The 15120-nt window shown below is 67.1% G+C and carries 13 protein-coding genes and 1 tRNA gene; 5 read left to right on the top strand and 9 right to left on the bottom strand.

Translation table 11 applies throughout. From position 1 onward, the window contains the following. Window positions 1–84: 84 nt before the first annotated feature. The 4 genes from NS365_RS15320 to NS365_RS15305 all read right to left on the bottom strand — a co-directional run bounded on the left by NS365_RS15320 (window position 85) and on the right by NS365_RS15305 (window position 2945). Window positions 85–1749 (bottom strand): peptidoglycan D,D-transpeptidase FtsI family protein, encoded by a 1665-nt coding sequence (locus NS365_RS15320; protein ID WP_153003804.1) that lies wholly within the window; start codon window positions 1747–1749, stop codon window positions 85–87. A gap of 313 nt (window positions 1750–2062) precedes the next feature. Next, on the bottom strand, window positions 2063–2458 hold the full coding sequence (locus NS365_RS15315; protein WP_058601169.1) for a hypothetical protein: 396 nt from the start codon (window positions 2456–2458) through the stop codon (window positions 2063–2065). A gap of 68 nt (window positions 2459–2526) precedes the next feature. Then, entirely contained in the window at window positions 2527–2742 is a 216-nt protein-coding gene (locus NS365_RS15310; protein ID WP_058601168.1) for a hypothetical protein, read from the bottom strand. Window positions 2743–2870: 128 nt separating this feature from the next. Beyond that, window positions 2871–2945, bottom strand: a tRNA-Asn gene (locus NS365_RS15305). A gap of 282 nt (window positions 2946–3227) precedes the next feature. On the opposite strand from NS365_RS15305, the gene NS365_RS24550 reads away from it, so the two are divergent. After that, window positions 3228–3401 carry a hypothetical protein gene (locus NS365_RS24550; protein ID WP_193753456.1) on the top strand — a complete coding sequence of 58 codons (174 nt, stop codon included), beginning with the start codon at window positions 3228–3230 and terminating at the stop codon, window positions 3399–3401. A gap of 45 nt (window positions 3402–3446) precedes the next feature. Here the strand turns inward: NS365_RS24550 and NS365_RS15300 are convergent, their stop codons facing one another. From NS365_RS15300 to NS365_RS15285, 4 genes are all read right to left on the bottom strand, one after another. Next, a complete protein-coding gene (locus tag NS365_RS15300; protein WP_058601167.1) occupies window positions 3447–5153 on the bottom strand; it encodes a methyl-accepting chemotaxis protein in 1707 nt (568 codons plus the stop codon). A gap of 157 nt (window positions 5154–5310) precedes the next feature. Beyond that, complete coding sequence (locus NS365_RS15295; RefSeq protein ID WP_058601166.1) at window positions 5311–6438, bottom strand: osmoprotectant NAGGN system M42 family peptidase; 1128 nt, start codon at window positions 6436–6438, stop codon at window positions 5311–5313. A 10-nt stretch (window positions 6439–6448) separates the two neighbouring features. Beyond that, complete coding sequence (ngg, locus tag NS365_RS15290) at window positions 6449–8158, bottom strand: N-acetylglutaminylglutamine synthetase (protein ID WP_058601165.1); 1710 nt, start codon at window positions 8156–8158, stop codon at window positions 6449–6451. A 2-nt stretch (window positions 8159–8160) separates the two neighbouring features. Then, window positions 8161–9936: an N-acetylglutaminylglutamine amidotransferase gene (locus tag NS365_RS15285; RefSeq protein ID WP_058601164.1), complete on the bottom strand. Its 1776-nt coding sequence runs from the start codon at window positions 9934–9936 to the stop codon at window positions 8161–8163. Window positions 9937–10103: 167 nt separating this feature from the next. Between NS365_RS15285 and NS365_RS15280 the strand changes: the two genes are divergently transcribed. The 3 genes from NS365_RS15280 (at window position 10104) to NS365_RS15270 (ending at window position 12749) form a co-directional block, all read left to right on the top strand. Beyond that, entirely contained in the window at window positions 10104–10598 is a 495-nt protein-coding gene (locus tag NS365_RS15280) for a MaoC family dehydratase (RefSeq protein WP_430515426.1), read from the top strand. 16 nt (window positions 10599–10614) lie between these two features. Then, window positions 10615–11295: a phosphoglycolate phosphatase gene (gph, locus tag NS365_RS15275; RefSeq protein WP_058601163.1), complete on the top strand. Its 681-nt coding sequence runs from the start codon at window positions 10615–10617 to the stop codon at window positions 11293–11295. A gap of 92 nt (window positions 11296–11387) precedes the next feature. Beyond that, complete coding sequence (locus NS365_RS15270; protein WP_058601162.1) at window positions 11388–12749, top strand: APC family permease; 1362 nt, start codon at window positions 11388–11390, stop codon at window positions 12747–12749. 60 nt (window positions 12750–12809) lie between these two features. Here the strand turns inward: NS365_RS15270 and NS365_RS15265 are convergent, their stop codons facing one another. After that, window positions 12810–13646: a DUF2076 domain-containing protein gene (locus NS365_RS15265; protein ID WP_058601161.1), complete on the bottom strand. Its 837-nt coding sequence runs from the start codon at window positions 13644–13646 to the stop codon at window positions 12810–12812. A 369-nt stretch (window positions 13647–14015) separates the two neighbouring features. Between NS365_RS15265 and NS365_RS15260 the strand changes: the two genes are divergently transcribed. After that, window positions 14016–15098 carry an imelysin family protein gene (locus NS365_RS15260; RefSeq protein ID WP_082684633.1) on the top strand — a complete coding sequence of 361 codons (1083 nt, stop codon included), beginning with the start codon at window positions 14016–14018 and terminating at the stop codon, window positions 15096–15098. The last annotated feature ends 22 nt before the right edge of the window (window positions 15099–15120 follow it).

The raw sequence follows: 15120 nt of genomic DNA, 5'->3' as shown, positions 1-15120 counted from the left end.
AAGGGCGAGCTGTGCTTGCCTCGGCTCTTGCGCCTCGCGTCGGTTTCGATGGGCGGGCTCCTCCGAGCCCGCCCATCGCGATGGTCAGTAGCTGATTCCGCTCGCGACGCGCGGGCCGCCCACGAAGAGGTTCGAGCCCCAGGCACGGGCCGAGGCCATGGCGGGGAAGGGGGAGAGGGGCGGCGTACCGGCTGGGCCGACGCCGAGAATCGGCATGACGCGCGCGATGATCTTGCCCGTCACCGGCACGGCGTTCCAGCCCGAGGTGCGGAAGCCATAGGTTTCCGGCAGGGGCTTGGGCTCGTCCAGCACGGTCATAAAGAGATAGCGCGGCGCATGGGCGGGCGCGATGCCCATGAAGGCGGTCAGCACCGTGCCGCTGTCATAGCGCCCGTTCACGACCTTCTCCGAGGTTCCTGTCTTACCGCCGATGAAATAGCCGTCCACATCGGCCTTGCCGGCGGAGCCGACGCGCGCGTTGAGGCGCATCAGGAAGCGTAGCGCCTCGCTGGTGCGCTCGGACACGACGCCCTCCGCCACCACGCGCTCTTCCACGGGCGCGCCCTTCACGAAGGTCGGGCGCAGGAGGCGGCCATTGTTGACGACGGCTGCGATGCCCATGCTCGCCTGAAGCGGCGTCACGGCGATGCCGTGGCCGAAGGAAATGGTGGCCGTGTTCAACTCACCCCATTTGGCGGGGAAGAGCGGGCTGGCGCTCTCGGGAAGCTCCGTCGTCAGCCGATCGAGCTGGCCGAGTCGCTTGAGGAAGGTGCGGTGATGCTCCGGCCCGACCGCCATGGCCATCTTGCCCATGACGATGTTGGACGAATGGATGAAGGATTCGGGAATGTTCAGCGGCCGGTTCTGGCCGCGATAGTCGCGGATTGAGAAGCGCCCGAAGCGCAGCGGCGCGCTGGCGTCCACGACCGAGCGCATATCGAACAGGCCGGAATCCAGCGCCATGGCCGTGGTCATGGCCTTGAAGGTCGAGCCCATCTCATAGGTGCCGACGGCGACGCGGTTGATCCGATCGGGCTTCAGCGCGTCGGTCGGCACGTTGGGGTCGAAGTCGGGCAGGGAGGCCAGCGCGATGATCTCGCCATTGGTGATGTCCATCACGAGGCCCGCGCCCGCGATGGCCTGAAACTTCGTGACGGCCTCCGACAGTTCGGAGGTCAGCGCGTGCTGGGCGCGCAGATCGAGGCTGAGCTGGATCGGCTCCAGATTGCCGCCGAGATTGAGGCCCGCGCCGCGCAGCGCCTGAAGGCCCTGCCGGTCCACCCAGCTTTCGATGCCGGCGATGCCGATATTGTCGACATTCACCGCGCCGATCACATGGGCGGCCGCGCGCCCGTTCGGGTAGAGCCGGCGCAGCTCGTCGCGGAAGCCGACGCCCGGAATGCCGAGCGCCCAGAGCTGGTCGCGCTCGGCCTTGCTCGTGGTGCGCTTGATCCAGGTGAAGGCCGAGCGGCTCGACAGGCGGCGGCGCAGATCGCTGGCGTCGAGATCGGGGAAGACGCGCAGGAGGCCTTCCACGGCCTCGTCCACATCCACCATCTTGCGCGGCTCGGCATAGACCGAGGCGCTGGGGACATCCATGGCGAGCACATGGCCGTTTCGGTCGAGAAGGTTCGGCCGCGCCTTGGAGGGGGGCGAGGGCCAGGCGACGGGCACAGCTTCCTCCACCGCGCCCAGCATCACGAGCCGGCCTCCGATGGTGAGGTAGCAGGCCGCGAAGATCGCGAGCATCAAGCCGGTGCGAATGCGCACATAGGGTGGTCGCCGAAAGCCGAACTCAGGCGTGGCTTTCACGGACAGGCGTCGAAGGAAGGGAAGGGGCATGGGTCTGGGGCATCCGCAGCGGCATCGGGCCGATCGAAGCCGATCGGCGGCACTGGCGGAGGGAAGTCTGCGAAAACGCTTGTTTGTCGCGTCCGATCCGAGCCGTGGGATGGGCGCGGGCGTGCCTGTCAGGAGGAGGGGCGGCTGTCGCCTGTCCCGGCACGACCCAACTGTTTCTGCAAACAAGGCAGCCGGCCTATCCTGATCATGGCGCGGGTTGTCAGACGATTTCGCTGGCTTCGCTCCGAAACGCTGGATGTGCGCGCGGAGGCGGGCGGTCGGGACCGCCCAGAACGGGCGTCAGCCTGGGCGATGTGCGAGCCTGGCGAAATGAGGTGCCGGGCCTGGTGGCAGGGTGCCAGGGATGAACGGCGAGAGCATCCAGCGAATGCGGCTCGTCGGCGGGGGTGCTGCCGGGTTCGCTGGAATGACCGTTGGCCGGCAAGGCGGCATGATCATCAGCAGGCGTTTCGCCGACTTCGAAGGCCAACGTGAGCGAGGCGCTCGCTTGGGCGAAGCTCGCCGGCGATGTGACGAAGCCGATCGCCACCAGCGCCATCAAGGCGAAGAGCGTGCTGGCGATCCGGTATGGGGGCCGAGCGAGACGAAGCCACATGGCACCAATCTCGCGCAGTCATGGTTAAGGCGAGGTAAAGAGCGGGGGCTTCGTGTTCCCCTCTGCTGTTACGGATTGCCGCTGGGATTGGTCGGGGTGCTGCTTTGCTGCGACATGGACATTTCCGCGACGCTGGGGCTGGCGGTCGGTGCACCCAGGATCAGCGTGCTCAGCATCGCACCGAAAAGCACGATCAGAAACGCCGCAATAGCGAAGCGCAGCTTTGGACCCATGGGCTTGCCATGGGTGATCGGCCGTCCGTCTTCCAGTCTTTCGATGGTCATAGCGACACTCCTCGCAATATCTGGAGGAGAAACGGGCAAGGTCACCCGCCCGTTCCATCGGAGCGCGAACGCATGACTTCGACGTCGGTGCGGTGTCCTGCAGTTCGGCGATGGTGATCTGTGGAGGGTGGCTCCCCGGGCCGGATTCGAACCAGCGACCGATCGATTAACAGTCGATTGCTCTACCACTGAGCTACCGGGGAATGACGCGCTCGTACCAAGAAACCGGCAGGAGAGCAATCGCAAAATGACATTTTCATGCCAGCGCGATGAAGAAACATGGGCGGCCACGAGACCCTGACAGAGCAGTCGGGAAACGCGACCAAGGCCGATCCGTGGGAGGACTTAGCACGTGCAACATGCTCCCCCGACCGTGTGATGTCCAGCGCGCGTCTGTCGGGACGTTCCCGACATAGCGGGCTGGGGAAGCAACGGAACTCATCCGGCGCGCAGGCCTTTCCCTGAAAACCAGGAAGGACTTTGGCATGAACGACAACAGGAAGCGTGTCGGGCCGGAAGACGAATCGCGCGAGGCACAGATGGACGATGACTCGCCTTCGAAGACGCCCGGCGATCTGGTGCCCAGCGACGAGCGGGGGCGCGATGAACCGAAAAGCGACGGCAACCCGTTCGTGACCGGAGACGTTCGCTCCAGCTGAACAGGGAAACGGCCGCTGCGAAGGCGGCCGTTTTTGGAAAGTCTGTCAGGCGCTCAGGCGCTCGAAACTCGGTTCGTGCTCTCCGGCGTCGAGATCCAGCATGGCCGGGCCGGCGGCGCGACGAAGGGTGGACGGCTTGCGGGACGGTGCGGCGGAGGCGCTTCGCTGCGCCGCCTTCAACTTATGCTGTTCGATCTGGCGATTGGTGGCGGCGATTTCCTGCGCCTCCACTTCGCGCAGCCGCTCGCGCTCTTCCTCCGACAGTCGGAAGAAACCGGCGCGCTCTTCGAGGCGGCCCGCTTCGGAGGCGAGATGGTCGGCCGTGGCCGTCATGTCGCTTGCCGCGCCGGCATTGGCCTGCGTCACCTGATCCAGCTGGCTGATCGCCTGATTGATCTGCTCGATGCCGATGGACTGCTCGCGGCAGGCCGCGGAGATTTCCGAGACCAGTTCCGCGGTGCGCCGGATATCCGGCACCAGCCGCTCCAGACGCAGGCCCGCATCCTCGGCGACCACCAGCGTGCGGGTGGAGAGAGCGCCGATCTCCTGCGCCGCCGTTTGGCTGCGCTCGGCAAGCTTGCGCACTTCCGAGGCGACGACGGCGAAGCCCTTGCCGTGCTGCCCGGCGCGGGCCGCTTCGATGGCCGCATTCAGTGCGAGCAGGTCGGTCTGACGCGCGATCTCCTGCACCACCGCGATCTTCTCGGCGATCTCACGCATGGCCTTCGTCGATTGCGCCACCGCTTCGCCCGTCGTGCCGGCATGTTCGGCAGCTTGGGCCGCGATCTTCTCGGTGGTGGAGGCGTTGTCGGCGTTCTGGCGGACATTGGCCGTCATTTCTTCGATCGCGGCGGATGCCTGTTCGGAGGCGGCGGCCTGCTCGGTCGAACCGGACGAGAGTTTCTCGGCGGTTTCGGCCGAACGGGCCGAGCCGGCGGCCACCAGCGAGGACGAGGCGCGTACACCCGAGACGGTTTCGGAGAGTTTCGCCGTCATGTCGCTCATGGCACGCTGCAGATCCGCGATCTCGTCGCGGCCCTTGGACAGACGCACGCCCCGCGCCAGATCGCCCGCCGCCATGTGGAGCACATCCTCGCGCAGAAGGCGCAAGGGGCGCAGCATCGGGCCGATGGCGAAATAGGCCAGAACTCCGACACCCACGAGAATTGCGGCGTTGGTTCCGGCCAGCGTGACCAGAAGTCCGTTCAAACCCGCTAGGAAATGGTCCTGCGCGACGCCGACGAACAGGACGCCGATCGTCTGGCCCGAGGCATCCTTGATCGGATCATAGGCCGTATAGAACGGCTGCCCGAGAATATCGGCCTTGCCCCGATACGGCTGGCCGTTTTTCAGAACGGCCTCGATGACCGGTGCGGCGGTCAACTTGGTGCCGACTGCACGCGTTCCGTCCGCCTTCACGACATTGGTGGAAACCCGCGTATCGCCTGAGAACACCGTGGCGACGCCGCCGACCAGCGCCTTGATCTGGTCCACCGGCTCGAAAAAACCATCGAGCTTTTGCTGGCTGACGAAGAGTTGCCCGTCCACCATGCGGAAGTCCTGCCCGTAGTGGTGCAACACATCCCATGCGACATGCATATTGGTCGTCTGCTGCGCGCCGGCTTTCTCTTCGGCGTCTTTCATCATCGTGTCGCGGACCTGCCAGAAATTGGCAAACGATAAGATGAGAAGACCGCCCAGGAGCAGCATCGTCATTTTCAGGCGAACCGTCAGTCGCGGAAGGTGGGCCATGTAGAGCCTTCGTATCGAGAATGCGCACCCGGCGGATCGGTGCGGTCCAGTTCCTCGATAAAACAGGCCCTAGGGTTTCATCGGTATGAAGGGCAGGGTTGTGTGGTTCAAAAATGATACCGAAGACGCATTTATCGTTACCCAAACATTCGCGCGCTCATTCGTCTCCCGCTTCAGCCAGGGGCTGCCGGGTGAAGCCGGCGAGATCGCCGCTCTGCTTCAGGTCGCGCTCGATCTCCAAGGCGGAGACGGCATAGGCGGTGAGAAGCTCGGCCAGCGAGCGCAGGGCATGCATGTGGATGCGCTCCCAGCCATGCGAGGCATCGACGCCGAAGGTGACGAGGGCCGTGCGCACATCATGCCCGGCCTCGACGGCAGAGGCGGAGTCCGAGCGATAATAGCGGAAGACGTCCTTCTGGAAGCGGATGTCCTCGTCACGGCAGAGGCGCACGAGCTTGCGCGTCAGATGATAGTCGAAGGGGCCGGTCTGATCGGCCATGGCGACCGTCACGCCGAATTCGGATGAGTTCTGCCCCGGCGCGCTGGTGCCATTGTCCACCGCCACCATGGAGGCGACCTCGGGTTTCAGGATCGAGGCCGCGCCGACGCCGACCTCCTCCGCGATGGTGAACAGCCAGTGGATATCCACGGGCGTCTTGGAGCCCGCGCGCTCCATCGCTTCCAGCGCGGCCAGCATGACCGCCACGCCCGCCTTGTTGTCGAGATGGCGCGAGACGATGAAGCCATTGTCGAGGAATTCGGGCTGCGGGTCGATGGCGACCGTGTCGCCCACATCGATGCCGAGCTTCACGACATCGGCCGGCGCGCGCACGATCTCGTCGATGCGCAGTTCCACATGCGCCCAGCCGATGGGCGCGGTATCCACCTCCTCGTTGAACGTGTGGCCGGAGGCTTTCAGCGGCAGGATCGTGCCGCGATAGGTGGCGTCCTCGGCGAAGATCGTCGCCCGCGCCCCTTCCGCAAAGCGCGCCGACCATGTGCCGATCGGCACGAGTTCGAGCCGCCCGTTGGATTTCAGACCCTTGACCTGCGCGCCCAACGTATCGAGATGGCTGACGATGGCGCGGGCCGCCGCGCGGCGCGAACCCTGCCTGATAGCGCGGATCGCCCCGCGCCGTGTCAGTTCCACTTCGAGGCCGAAGCGCTGCAATTCCTCGCTGACATAGCGCACCACCGTGTCCGTGTAGCCGGTGGGGCTCGGGATCGCGAGGAGGGCGCGCAGCTGCGCGGCGAGATAGTCGGTATCGATCGAATGGCGGGCCATGGTCGGGCGTTCAGTCCAGGCGGCGTTTGAGGCGCGCGGTGCGGGCGGAGGAGGGGATGGAGAGCGGAAAGAGAAGATCGATGAAGCGCTCGGCGGTCGGCTGCGGCTCGTGATTGGCCAGGCCCGGCCGCTCGTTCGCCTCGATGAAGACATAGGGCTCGCGCGAGGGGTCCTCGACCATGAGATCGATGCCGCAGACGGGAATGTCGATGGCGCGCGCCGCCGCAATGGCGGCCTCCACCAGACGCGGATGCACGATGTCGGTGACGTCGTGGATCGTCCCGCCCGTGTGGAGATTGGCGGTGCGGCGAACGGTGATGCGCTCGCCCTCCGCCAGCACATCCTCCATCGCGTAGCCGGCCGCCTTCACGGTACGCTCGGTCTCGGCGTCGAGCGGCACGCGGCTTTCGCCCGAGGTCGCGCTCTGACGGCGGCGGGACAATTGCTCGATGAGTTCGCGCACGCTGTCCGCGCCATTGCCGGTGATGGCCGGCGGCTCGCGGATCGCGGCGGCGACGAGCCGGAAGTCGATGACGACGAGGCGGAGATCGCGCCCCTGAAAGCAGCTTTCGATCAGAACACGCTCGCATTCGCGCCGCGCCGCCTCGATCGCCGCCTTCGCCTCTTCCAGCGTCTCGACGCCGACGGAGATGCCGCGCCCCTGTTCGCCGCGTGCGGGCTTCACCACGATCTGCCCATGGCTTTGGAGGAAGGCGGACAGCTCCTCGTCGTCCCCGGCCGCGATCTGCTCGGGCACCACGACGCCGGCATCGGCCACGAGGCGGCGCGTCACGCTCTTGTCGTCGCAGATGGAGAGCGCGACGGCGGAGGTGAGGTCCGACAGGCTTTCGCGGCAGCGCAGGCTGCGCCCGCCATAGGTCAGGCGGAAGAAACCGCCGTCCGCGTCGAGGATTTCGGCGTGGATGCCGCGCCGGCGCGCCTCGTCCACGATGATGCGCGCATAAGGGTTCAGCGCCTCGTCGGCGGCGGCTGCGCCGGTGAAGAGCCGCTCGTTGATCGGATTGCGCCGCTTGACCGCGAACACGGGCAGCCGGCGGAAGCCCAGCCGCTCGTAGAGCGCGATGGCGGCGGCGTTGTCATGCATGACGGACAGGTCGAGCGAGCGCCGCCCGTCCGAGCGCAGGCGCCCGGCCAGCGCGCGCACCAGCGCTTCGCCGAGGCCGGGATAAACGGCCTGCGCGTCGATCGCGAGGCACCAGAGCGAGGCGCCGTTCTCCGTGTCGCCGAAGGCCGCGACATGATCGAGGCCCGTGACGGTGCCGATCACCGCGCCGGTGCGCTCGTCCTCGGCCACGAGATAGCGCAGCGCCGAGCCCTCGCGCTGCGACCAGAGAAAGCTCGGCTCGACCTCCACCATATGACGCACCCGGTAGATGCGGTTGATCGCGGCCGTGTCGCTTTCGCGCTCCAGTGGCCGAATGCGAAAGCCGCTGGGGGCTCGCGAGGCCGGCTTCATCGCGGCGAGATCGAGCCGGTAGGTGTGGGAGGGATCGAGGAAGAGGTCGATCGGTGCCTGCGCCAGAAGCACATGGGGCTCCGAGACATAGAAGGCGATGTCGCGCCGGGCGGGGCCTTCCTCCTCCAGCGAGCGGGCGAGATGGGCCGGGTCCTCGAAGGTCTGCGCGAAGCAGAGCCGGCCCCAGCCGCAATCGAAGGACACGTCGCGCGCCTGCGCGCTGTCGGTTTTCAGCGCCGCCATCGTCACAGCCCCTGTTCCTGGAGCCAGAGTTCGAGCAGCGCCACCTGCCACAGCTCCGAGCCCTGAAGCGGGGTGATATGGCTCGCCGGGTCCGCAAAGAGCGTGTCGAGATAGGCGGGGTCGAACAGGCCGCGCTCGCGCGCCCTCGCCGAGCCCATCGTGTCACGCACCATGTCGAGCGTCGGGCCGGCGAGATATTTCAGCTGCGGAACTGGGAAATAGCCCTTCTTGCGGTCGATCACCTCGGAGGGGATGATGCGCCGGGCCACGTCCTTCAGAATGCCCTTGCCGCCGCCCTTCAGCTTTTCGGACGAGGGAATGCGGCCGGCAAGCTCGGCCAGTTCATGGTCGAGGAAGGGGACGCGCGCTTCCAGGCCCCAGGCCATGGTCATGTTGTCGACGCGCTTCACGGGGTCGTCCACCAGCATGATCTGGCTGTCGATCCGCAGCGCCTTGGCGACGGGATCGTCCGCGCCCGGCAAGGCGAAGTGATCGCGCACGAACTCGAAGCTCGCATTGCGCCCACCGCGCCAACGAGGCCCGAGCTGGGTTTGCAGCACATCGTGCGAGCGGTCGAAGAAGGCGCTGGAATAAGCGGCCAGCGGATCGGCCGCGCCCTGCATCGGCGGATACCAGTGATAACCGGCGAAGATCTCGTCCGCGCCCTGGCCGGACTGGACCACCTTGATATGCTTGGAGACCTCCCGCGACAGGAGGAAGAAGCCGATATTGTCGTAGGAGACCATCGGCTCCGACATGGCGCGGATCGCCGCCGGCAGGTTCTGGAGGAGTTCCGCGCCGGGCACGAAGATGCGGTGATGCTTGGTGCCGTAATGGCGAGCGATCAGATCGGAATATTCGAACTCGTTGCCGATCTCGCCGTTCGCGTCCTCGAAGCCGATCGAGAAGGTCGAAAGGCCCGTCTGCCCCGCTTCGGCCAGAAGCCCGACGATCACGGAGGAATCGACGCCGCCCGACAGGAGCACGCCGACCGGCACGTCCGCCACCATGCGCCGCTCCACGGCGCGGCGCAGATGCTCCAGAACCTCGTCTTCCCAGTCCTTCGTCGTCTTGCCCGCATCTTCGGGCCGGGGCGCGAAGGCGGGCGCCCAATAAGTCTCGTCGGCAAAGCGCCCGTCCGGCTCGACAATGCGGGTCGTGGCCGGCGGCAGCTTTCGTACGCCCTTGAGGATGGTCAGCGGTGCCGGCACCACGGCGTGGAAGCTCATGTAATGGTGCAGCGCGTCCGGGTCGATCGAGGTGTCGATGCCGCCGGCGGCCACGATCGAGGGCAGGGACGAGGCGAACAGCAGCCGGTCCTTGTCCTGCGCGAGATACAGCGGCTTGATGCCGAAGCGATCCCGCGCGAGGCAGACGCGGCCCGTTTCGCGCTCGTGGATGGCAAACGCGAACATGCCGTGGAAGCGCTTCACGCAATCCCGGCCCCAAGCGTGGTAGCTTTTCAGGATCACTTCCGTGTCGCCATGCGAGAAGAAGCGATAGCCCATCCCCTCCAGCTCGCGCCGAAGCTCGGGATAATTGTAGATGCAGCCGTTGAAGGCGATGGTGAGCCCGAGTTCGGAATCCTCCATCGGCTGGGCGGATTGTTCGGTGAGGTCGATGATCTTCAGCCGGCGATGGCCGAGGCCCACGCGGCCGCGCAGGACCATGCCCGATCCGTCCGGCCCACGCGGGGCGAGGCAGGTGGCCATGGCGCTGAGCGTCTCGGGGGAGGCGAAATGGCCGTCGAAGCGGATCTCACCGCAGAGTCCACACATGAGGTTTTCTTTCCGTGGGATGTCTTCGGGTTGGTCGGTCGGGCCGGTAGCTAGGGCGGCTTTTGCCGCAACCCAGCAAAAAGCGCCCGATGAGCCCGGCCCCGAGCGTGGCCTTCGCAGCCCCAAACCTTTATGAGCCGGGGGAAACGGAGGTTTCAGGACAGGCCATGACCGCGACCACTCCCAAAGGGCCCACCCTCGTGCCGATGGAAACCTATCGCGCGTATCTCGACGGCGAAGACTTCGTGTCCGACTGGCTGGTGGTGGACCAGCGCATGATCGACACGTTCGCGGAGGCGACGCACGACCATCAGTTCATTCATGTGGATCCGGTACGCGCGGCCGCCGAGACGCCCTTCGGCGGCACGATCGCCCATGGGTTCCTGACGCTCTCGCTTCTGTCCATCCTCGCCTATGGCGCGATGCCGGGCGTGGTGGGCACGAAGATGGGCATCAATTACGGCTTCGAGAAAGTGCGCTTCATCACGCCGGTGAAATCCGGCGCGCGGGTGCGCGGGCGCTTCCGCCTCGTCGGGCTGACGGAGCGCGCCGTGTCCGTCCAGTCCGCCTGGGACTCGACCATCGAGATCGAGAACGCCCCCAAGCCCGCTCTGTCCGCCCATTGGATCACGCTCGCCGTGATCGAGCCCCCCGCTGCCTGAGCCTGGAGAGAACCCCATGTCCGACGCATCCTGGCCGAAAGCCGTTCTCTTCGATCTCGACGGCACGCTGATCGACTCGCTGCCCGATATCCACGCCGCGCTGAACGAGACCATGGCGAGCTATGGCGAGCCGCCCTTCACGCTGGAGGCCGTCGCCGTCATGGTCGGCGCGGGCGTGCAGGCGCTGATCGAGCGCGCCTATGCCGCGCTCGGCAAGAGCATCGACCCGGCCTCGCGCGACAAGGTGGTGGCCCGCTACCTGTCGATCTACGGCCCGCGCGCGACCGAACTCACGACCCTCAATGCCGGGGCCAGCGACACGCTGCGCATCCTGGGCGAGGCCGGGTTCCAGCTTGGCGTCGTCACCAACAAGCCCCGCGCCGAGACCGACGATATCCTTCGGCATTTCGGCATTCTGGAGCGCATGGCCCTCGTGGTCGGCGGCGACGCCGGCCCGCGCAAGAAGCCGGCCCCCGATCTTCTGCTCTTCGCCGCGCAGGAACTTGAGCTGGAGCCGGCCAGCATTCTCTTCGTCGGCGATTCCGAAAACGACGTGGACGCGGCCAAGAGCGCTGGCATGAAGGTCGTGGCGCTGCGCGGCGGCTACACGGCGCTGGGCGCCGACGCGCTCGGGGCCGATCTCGTGGTCGACCGGCTGGACGAGATTCCTGGGCAGCTCCACAGCCTGACGGCGTAGTCGCGCCGCTTTTTTGCCGCAATCGGACTCGCCGTGCGTCACCTCGCCGCTATCGTCTCCCCGAGAGGGAAACCGGGAACGGGAGGATCGGGATGGGGACGCAGGACGGACACGCCAGCCTCAAACGGGCGGTCGGCTTTCCGCAGGTCGCCCTGTTCGGGCTCGGCTCCATGCTGGGCGCCGGCATCTACGGGCTGATCGGCGAGGCGGCGAAGGAACTCGGCAGCGCCATCTGGATCGCCTTCGTGGTGTCTATGGTGGCGGCGCTGCTCACGGGCCTGTCCTACGCCTCCATCGCCTCGCGCTATCCACGTGCAGGGGGCGCTGCCTATGTCACGCAGCGCGCCTATGGCCGGCCGATGCTGTCCTATGTCGTGGGCCTCGCCGTGGTCTGTTCGGGCCTCACCTCGATCGCCACCCAGAGCAATGTCGTGGCGCGCAACTTCATGGGCGTCACCGGCATCGACGCGCCGCAAAGCGTGCTTGCCATCGGCTTTCTCGTGCTTCTGGCCGGCGTCCTGTTCCGGGGCATTTCCGAATCGCTCTGGCTGAACGCGCTCTGCACCGTGGTGGAAGCCTTCGGCCTCCTGCTCGTGATCGCGGTCGGCGTCTCGTACTGGGGCAGCGCGAATCTTCTGGAACTCCCGGCAGGCGAGAGTGGTGAGGCACTCAGCGGCTCCGTCGTGCTGCTCGTCGCGCAAGGAGCGGTGCTGACCTTCTTCTCCTTCATCGGCTTCGAGGACATGCTGAATGTCTCCGAGGAGGTGCGCGAGCCCGAGCGCACCATGCCCAAGGCCATCATCGCGGCCATGCTGGCGGCCACCGCCATCTATATCGCCGTCGCCGTCACGGCGGTTTCGGTCGTGCCTTGGCGCGAACTGGCCGAAGCGCCCGGGCCACTGATCCTCGTGGTGGAGCGCGCCGCGCCCTGGTTTCCGACCAGCGTCTATGCCGGCATCACGATCTTTGCCGTCGCCAACACGGCGCTCGTCAACTACGTCATGGCTTCGCGCCTGCTCTATGGCATGTCGCGTCAGGGCCTCCTGCCGGAAGCCTTCGGCCGCGTCCATGCCACGCGCCACACGCCCTATGTCGCCATTGCCGCGCTCCTGGTGATCGTGGTGGCGCTGTCGCTCGTCGGCAATATCGGCGCGCTCGCCGCCTCCACCGTTCTTCTGCTGCTGACCGTCTTCACCGCGGTCAACATCGCGCTCGTCGTGCTCCAGAGCCGCAAGGGCGAGGCGAAGGGGCGGTTCGAGATCCCCCGCGTGGTGCCGATCCTCGGCGCGGCGCTCTGCGCCACGCTGATCGTGGTGCGCATCGCGGAGGGCGATTGGGCCGCGCCGCTTATCGCAGGCGGGCTGCTCCTCGCCATTCTCGTGCTCTATCTCGTGACGGGCGCCGGCCGGGAAGGGCGCATCGACGCCTTTCTGGAGAGCGAAAGCGCCAGTTGAGCCCCAACGAAAAGGGCCGCCCCGAAGGGCGGCCCCGCATGAGAGGTCGAGCGGTAGGCCTCACGCGTAGTCGTCGTCGCCACCGCCGTCGTCGAAGCCGCCATCGTCATAGCTGGCGTCCTGATATCCCGAATTGTCATAGCCATTGTCGTAGCCGCCCTGATCGGCCACGTCCTGCGCCTGCGGCGCCTCGTTGATGATCTCGGTGTTCTCGACCGTCGTGTTCTCGACGACCGGGGTTTCGCCGGGGTTCATGAAGGAATGCGAACCGCCGAACATGTTGCCCAGCATGTTGCCGAGCACCACGCCGCCCGCGACGCCGACGGCCGTCTGCGCCGCGCCGGCGAGGAACCCGCCGCCGCGCCCGCTCTGCATGGGCGGCTGGTATCCGGCCGGCTGACCATAGCCGGGCTGGGGCGCGCCATAGCCGGGCTGGGGCTGACCATAGCCCTGCGGGGGCTGGCCGTAGCCGGGGGCCGCCTGCTGTGCACCGCCCCAAGGGCCGCCGCGCTGGGGCTGCGGCGCGCCGTAGCCGCCGTCCGGCCCGCTCTGATAGCCCTGCGGAGCGCCCATCGGTCTGTTATCGCGCGCAGGCGTATTGTCACGCGAGGACGAGCCGCCGCCGAACAGGCTGCTGAGGAAGCCGCCACCGCCGCTGCTTTGGGCCGGGCGCTGGCGCTCGGCTTCTTCCAGTTCCTGAATGCGCGCATGGGCGGCCTTGAGGGCCTCCTCCTGCACGATGATCGTCTGCGCCATGTAATAGGGCAGGTGCGGCGCGGTGGAGACACGATCGCGAATGAAACTTTCCGCCTCGCCGTCGCGAGGGGGAGCCCCCCGCTCCGCTTCGCCCAGGCGGGTGAAGAGGCTCTGAAGCATCTGACGTTCGTCGGTGTTCATCTCGTTCGCTCGTTCGCAAGCCGCCGGGGCGGCCAATCGCTTGTCCTCGGCCGGCGACTCGAAGCGGAGCGCTCGGCGGACTGCCTAGAGATGAGCGAGGGATTGTGGCGGTTCCAGCGGGGCGACGATAGATTCTTTGCGAGACGCCCGTCATCGCGCCGGGGCTGGAGCCGGCCCTGCGCCCGGCGGGCATCGCCATGGCGTGGCCGTTCGCGCTCGCGTAAGGGGAGGGCGTTGATCGCGTGCGGTCTTGCCGGGCGCGCTTGGACTGGGCGGCGGTACGGATCGCGGCCAGCTTTCGCTCGGTGCGGCTGGGTCTTGCCGCATGACGGCTGCGGCCGGCGGCTTCGGCTATGAGGAGTTCCTTCGATGCGGCATGGTGCATTTCGGCACGGCTTGATCCTCAGTCTCCTGGTGTCGACGCTGGCCGGCGCGCCGGGCTCCGCCCTCGCCGAAACCTCACCCCGCGCCGCCATTGCCTCGCAGGCGATCGAAAAGGTCATCCGGCCCGGTTACGAGCGGCTCGATAAAGCCGGCGAGGCGGAGGCCAAGGCCTTCGACACGCTCTGCGCCAAGCCGGACGAGGCCGCGCTGGTCGCGGCGCGCCAGAGCTTCGGCGAATTGGCGCAGGCCTTCGGCGCGGTGGAGTTCATCACCTTCGGCCCGATCGCCGAGGGCAGCCGGCTGGAGCGCTACCTGTTCTGGCCCGATCGGCGCGGCGCGGCGCAGCGTCAGGCGCAGATCATCGTCAACCGGCGCAACGCGGACGCGGCGACGAGCGATCTCCTGCCGCGCCAGAGCGTCGCCGTGCAGGGGCTGACGGCACTGGAATATGTTCTCTTCGGCGCGGGTTCGGACAGCTTGGCATCGCGGGCCGGCTCCTTCCGCTGCCGCTACGGCGCGACGATCGTCGGCAATCTCGGACAGATTTCCGATGCGGTGGCCGAGCAATGGCGCAACCCCAGCGGCTTTGCCGGACGCCTGACCCAGCCCAAACCCGCCGACCCCGTGTTCCGCAGCCCGAACGATGTCCTGGCCCTGTTCCTGACGACGGCCGTGCGCGGCCTGGGTGAAATCGGCGACACGCGCCTTGCGCCCGGCCTTGCGGCCAGCCAGGGCGAAACACCGTCCAATCTTTTTCTGTTCGGCCGCAGCGGGCACGACACGGCCATGCTGGTGGCCGATATCGAAGGACTGCGCGCGCTTCTGGCGCAGTCCGGCCTCCTCGCGCTGATGCCGGGCTTGAGTCTCTCGCCCGACACGGAACTCGGCGCGGTCGCCGTCTCCATCCGCTCGCTCGGCCCCGATCTCGGGTCTGTGGTCCAGACGACCGAAGGCCGCGCCAAGCTCGCTGCGGCGCTGGAGCGGATCAAGGCGGTGAGAGCGGTTCTGGCCGACGAACTCGCGCCGGCCCTTGGCCTTCGGATCGAAGCAGCGCGCGCGGCCCCCTGACGCTAGGTAGGGGACCCAACCA

The sequence above is a fragment of the Aureimonas ureilytica genome (assembly GCF_001475935.1).
Taxonomy (GTDB): domain Bacteria; phylum Pseudomonadota; class Alphaproteobacteria; order Rhizobiales; family Rhizobiaceae; genus Aureimonas; species Aureimonas ureilytica_A.
This window is presented reverse-complemented; position numbering and strand designations above follow the sequence as displayed.

What these genes read in the sequence shown, in the direction of transcription:
- NS365_RS15320 (WP_153003804.1), bottom strand. Translation starts at nt 1,749, where the DNA reads ATGCTCGCGATCTTCGCGGCCTGCTACCTCACCATCGGAGGCCGGCTC.
- NS365_RS15315 (WP_058601169.1), bottom strand. Translation starts at nt 2,458, where the DNA reads ATGTGGCTTCGTCTCGCTCGGCCCCCATACCGGATCGCCAGCACGCTC.
- NS365_RS15310 (WP_058601168.1), bottom strand. Translation starts at nt 2,742, where the DNA reads ATGACCATCGAAAGACTGGAAGACGGACGGCCGATCACCCATGGCAAG.
- NS365_RS24550 (WP_193753456.1), top strand. Translation starts at nt 3,228, where the DNA reads ATGAACGACAACAGGAAGCGTGTCGGGCCGGAAGACGAATCGCGCGAG.
- NS365_RS15300 (WP_058601167.1), bottom strand. Translation starts at nt 5,153, where the DNA reads ATGGCCCACCTTCCGCGACTGACGGTTCGCCTGAAAATGACGATGCTG.
- NS365_RS15295 (WP_058601166.1), bottom strand. Translation starts at nt 6,438, where the DNA reads ATGGCCCGCCATTCGATCGATACCGACTATCTCGCCGCGCAGCTGCGC.
- ngg (WP_058601165.1), bottom strand. Translation starts at nt 8,158, where the DNA reads ATGGCGGCGCTGAAAACCGACAGCGCGCAGGCGCGCGACGTGTCCTTC.
- NS365_RS15285 (WP_058601164.1), bottom strand. Translation starts at nt 9,936, where the DNA reads ATGTGTGGACTCTGCGGTGAGATCCGCTTCGACGGCCATTTCGCCTCC.
- NS365_RS15280 (WP_430515426.1), top strand. Translation starts at nt 10,104, where the DNA reads ATGACCGCGACCACTCCCAAAGGGCCCACCCTCGTGCCGATGGAAACC.
- gph (WP_058601163.1), top strand. Translation starts at nt 10,615, where the DNA reads ATGTCCGACGCATCCTGGCCGAAAGCCGTTCTCTTCGATCTCGACGGC.
- NS365_RS15270 (WP_058601162.1), top strand. Translation starts at nt 11,388, where the DNA reads ATGGGGACGCAGGACGGACACGCCAGCCTCAAACGGGCGGTCGGCTTT.
- NS365_RS15265 (WP_058601161.1), bottom strand. Translation starts at nt 13,646, where the DNA reads ATGAACACCGACGAACGTCAGATGCTTCAGAGCCTCTTCACCCGCCTG.
- NS365_RS15260 (WP_082684633.1), top strand. Translation starts at nt 14,016, where the DNA reads ATGCGGCATGGTGCATTTCGGCACGGCTTGATCCTCAGTCTCCTGGTG.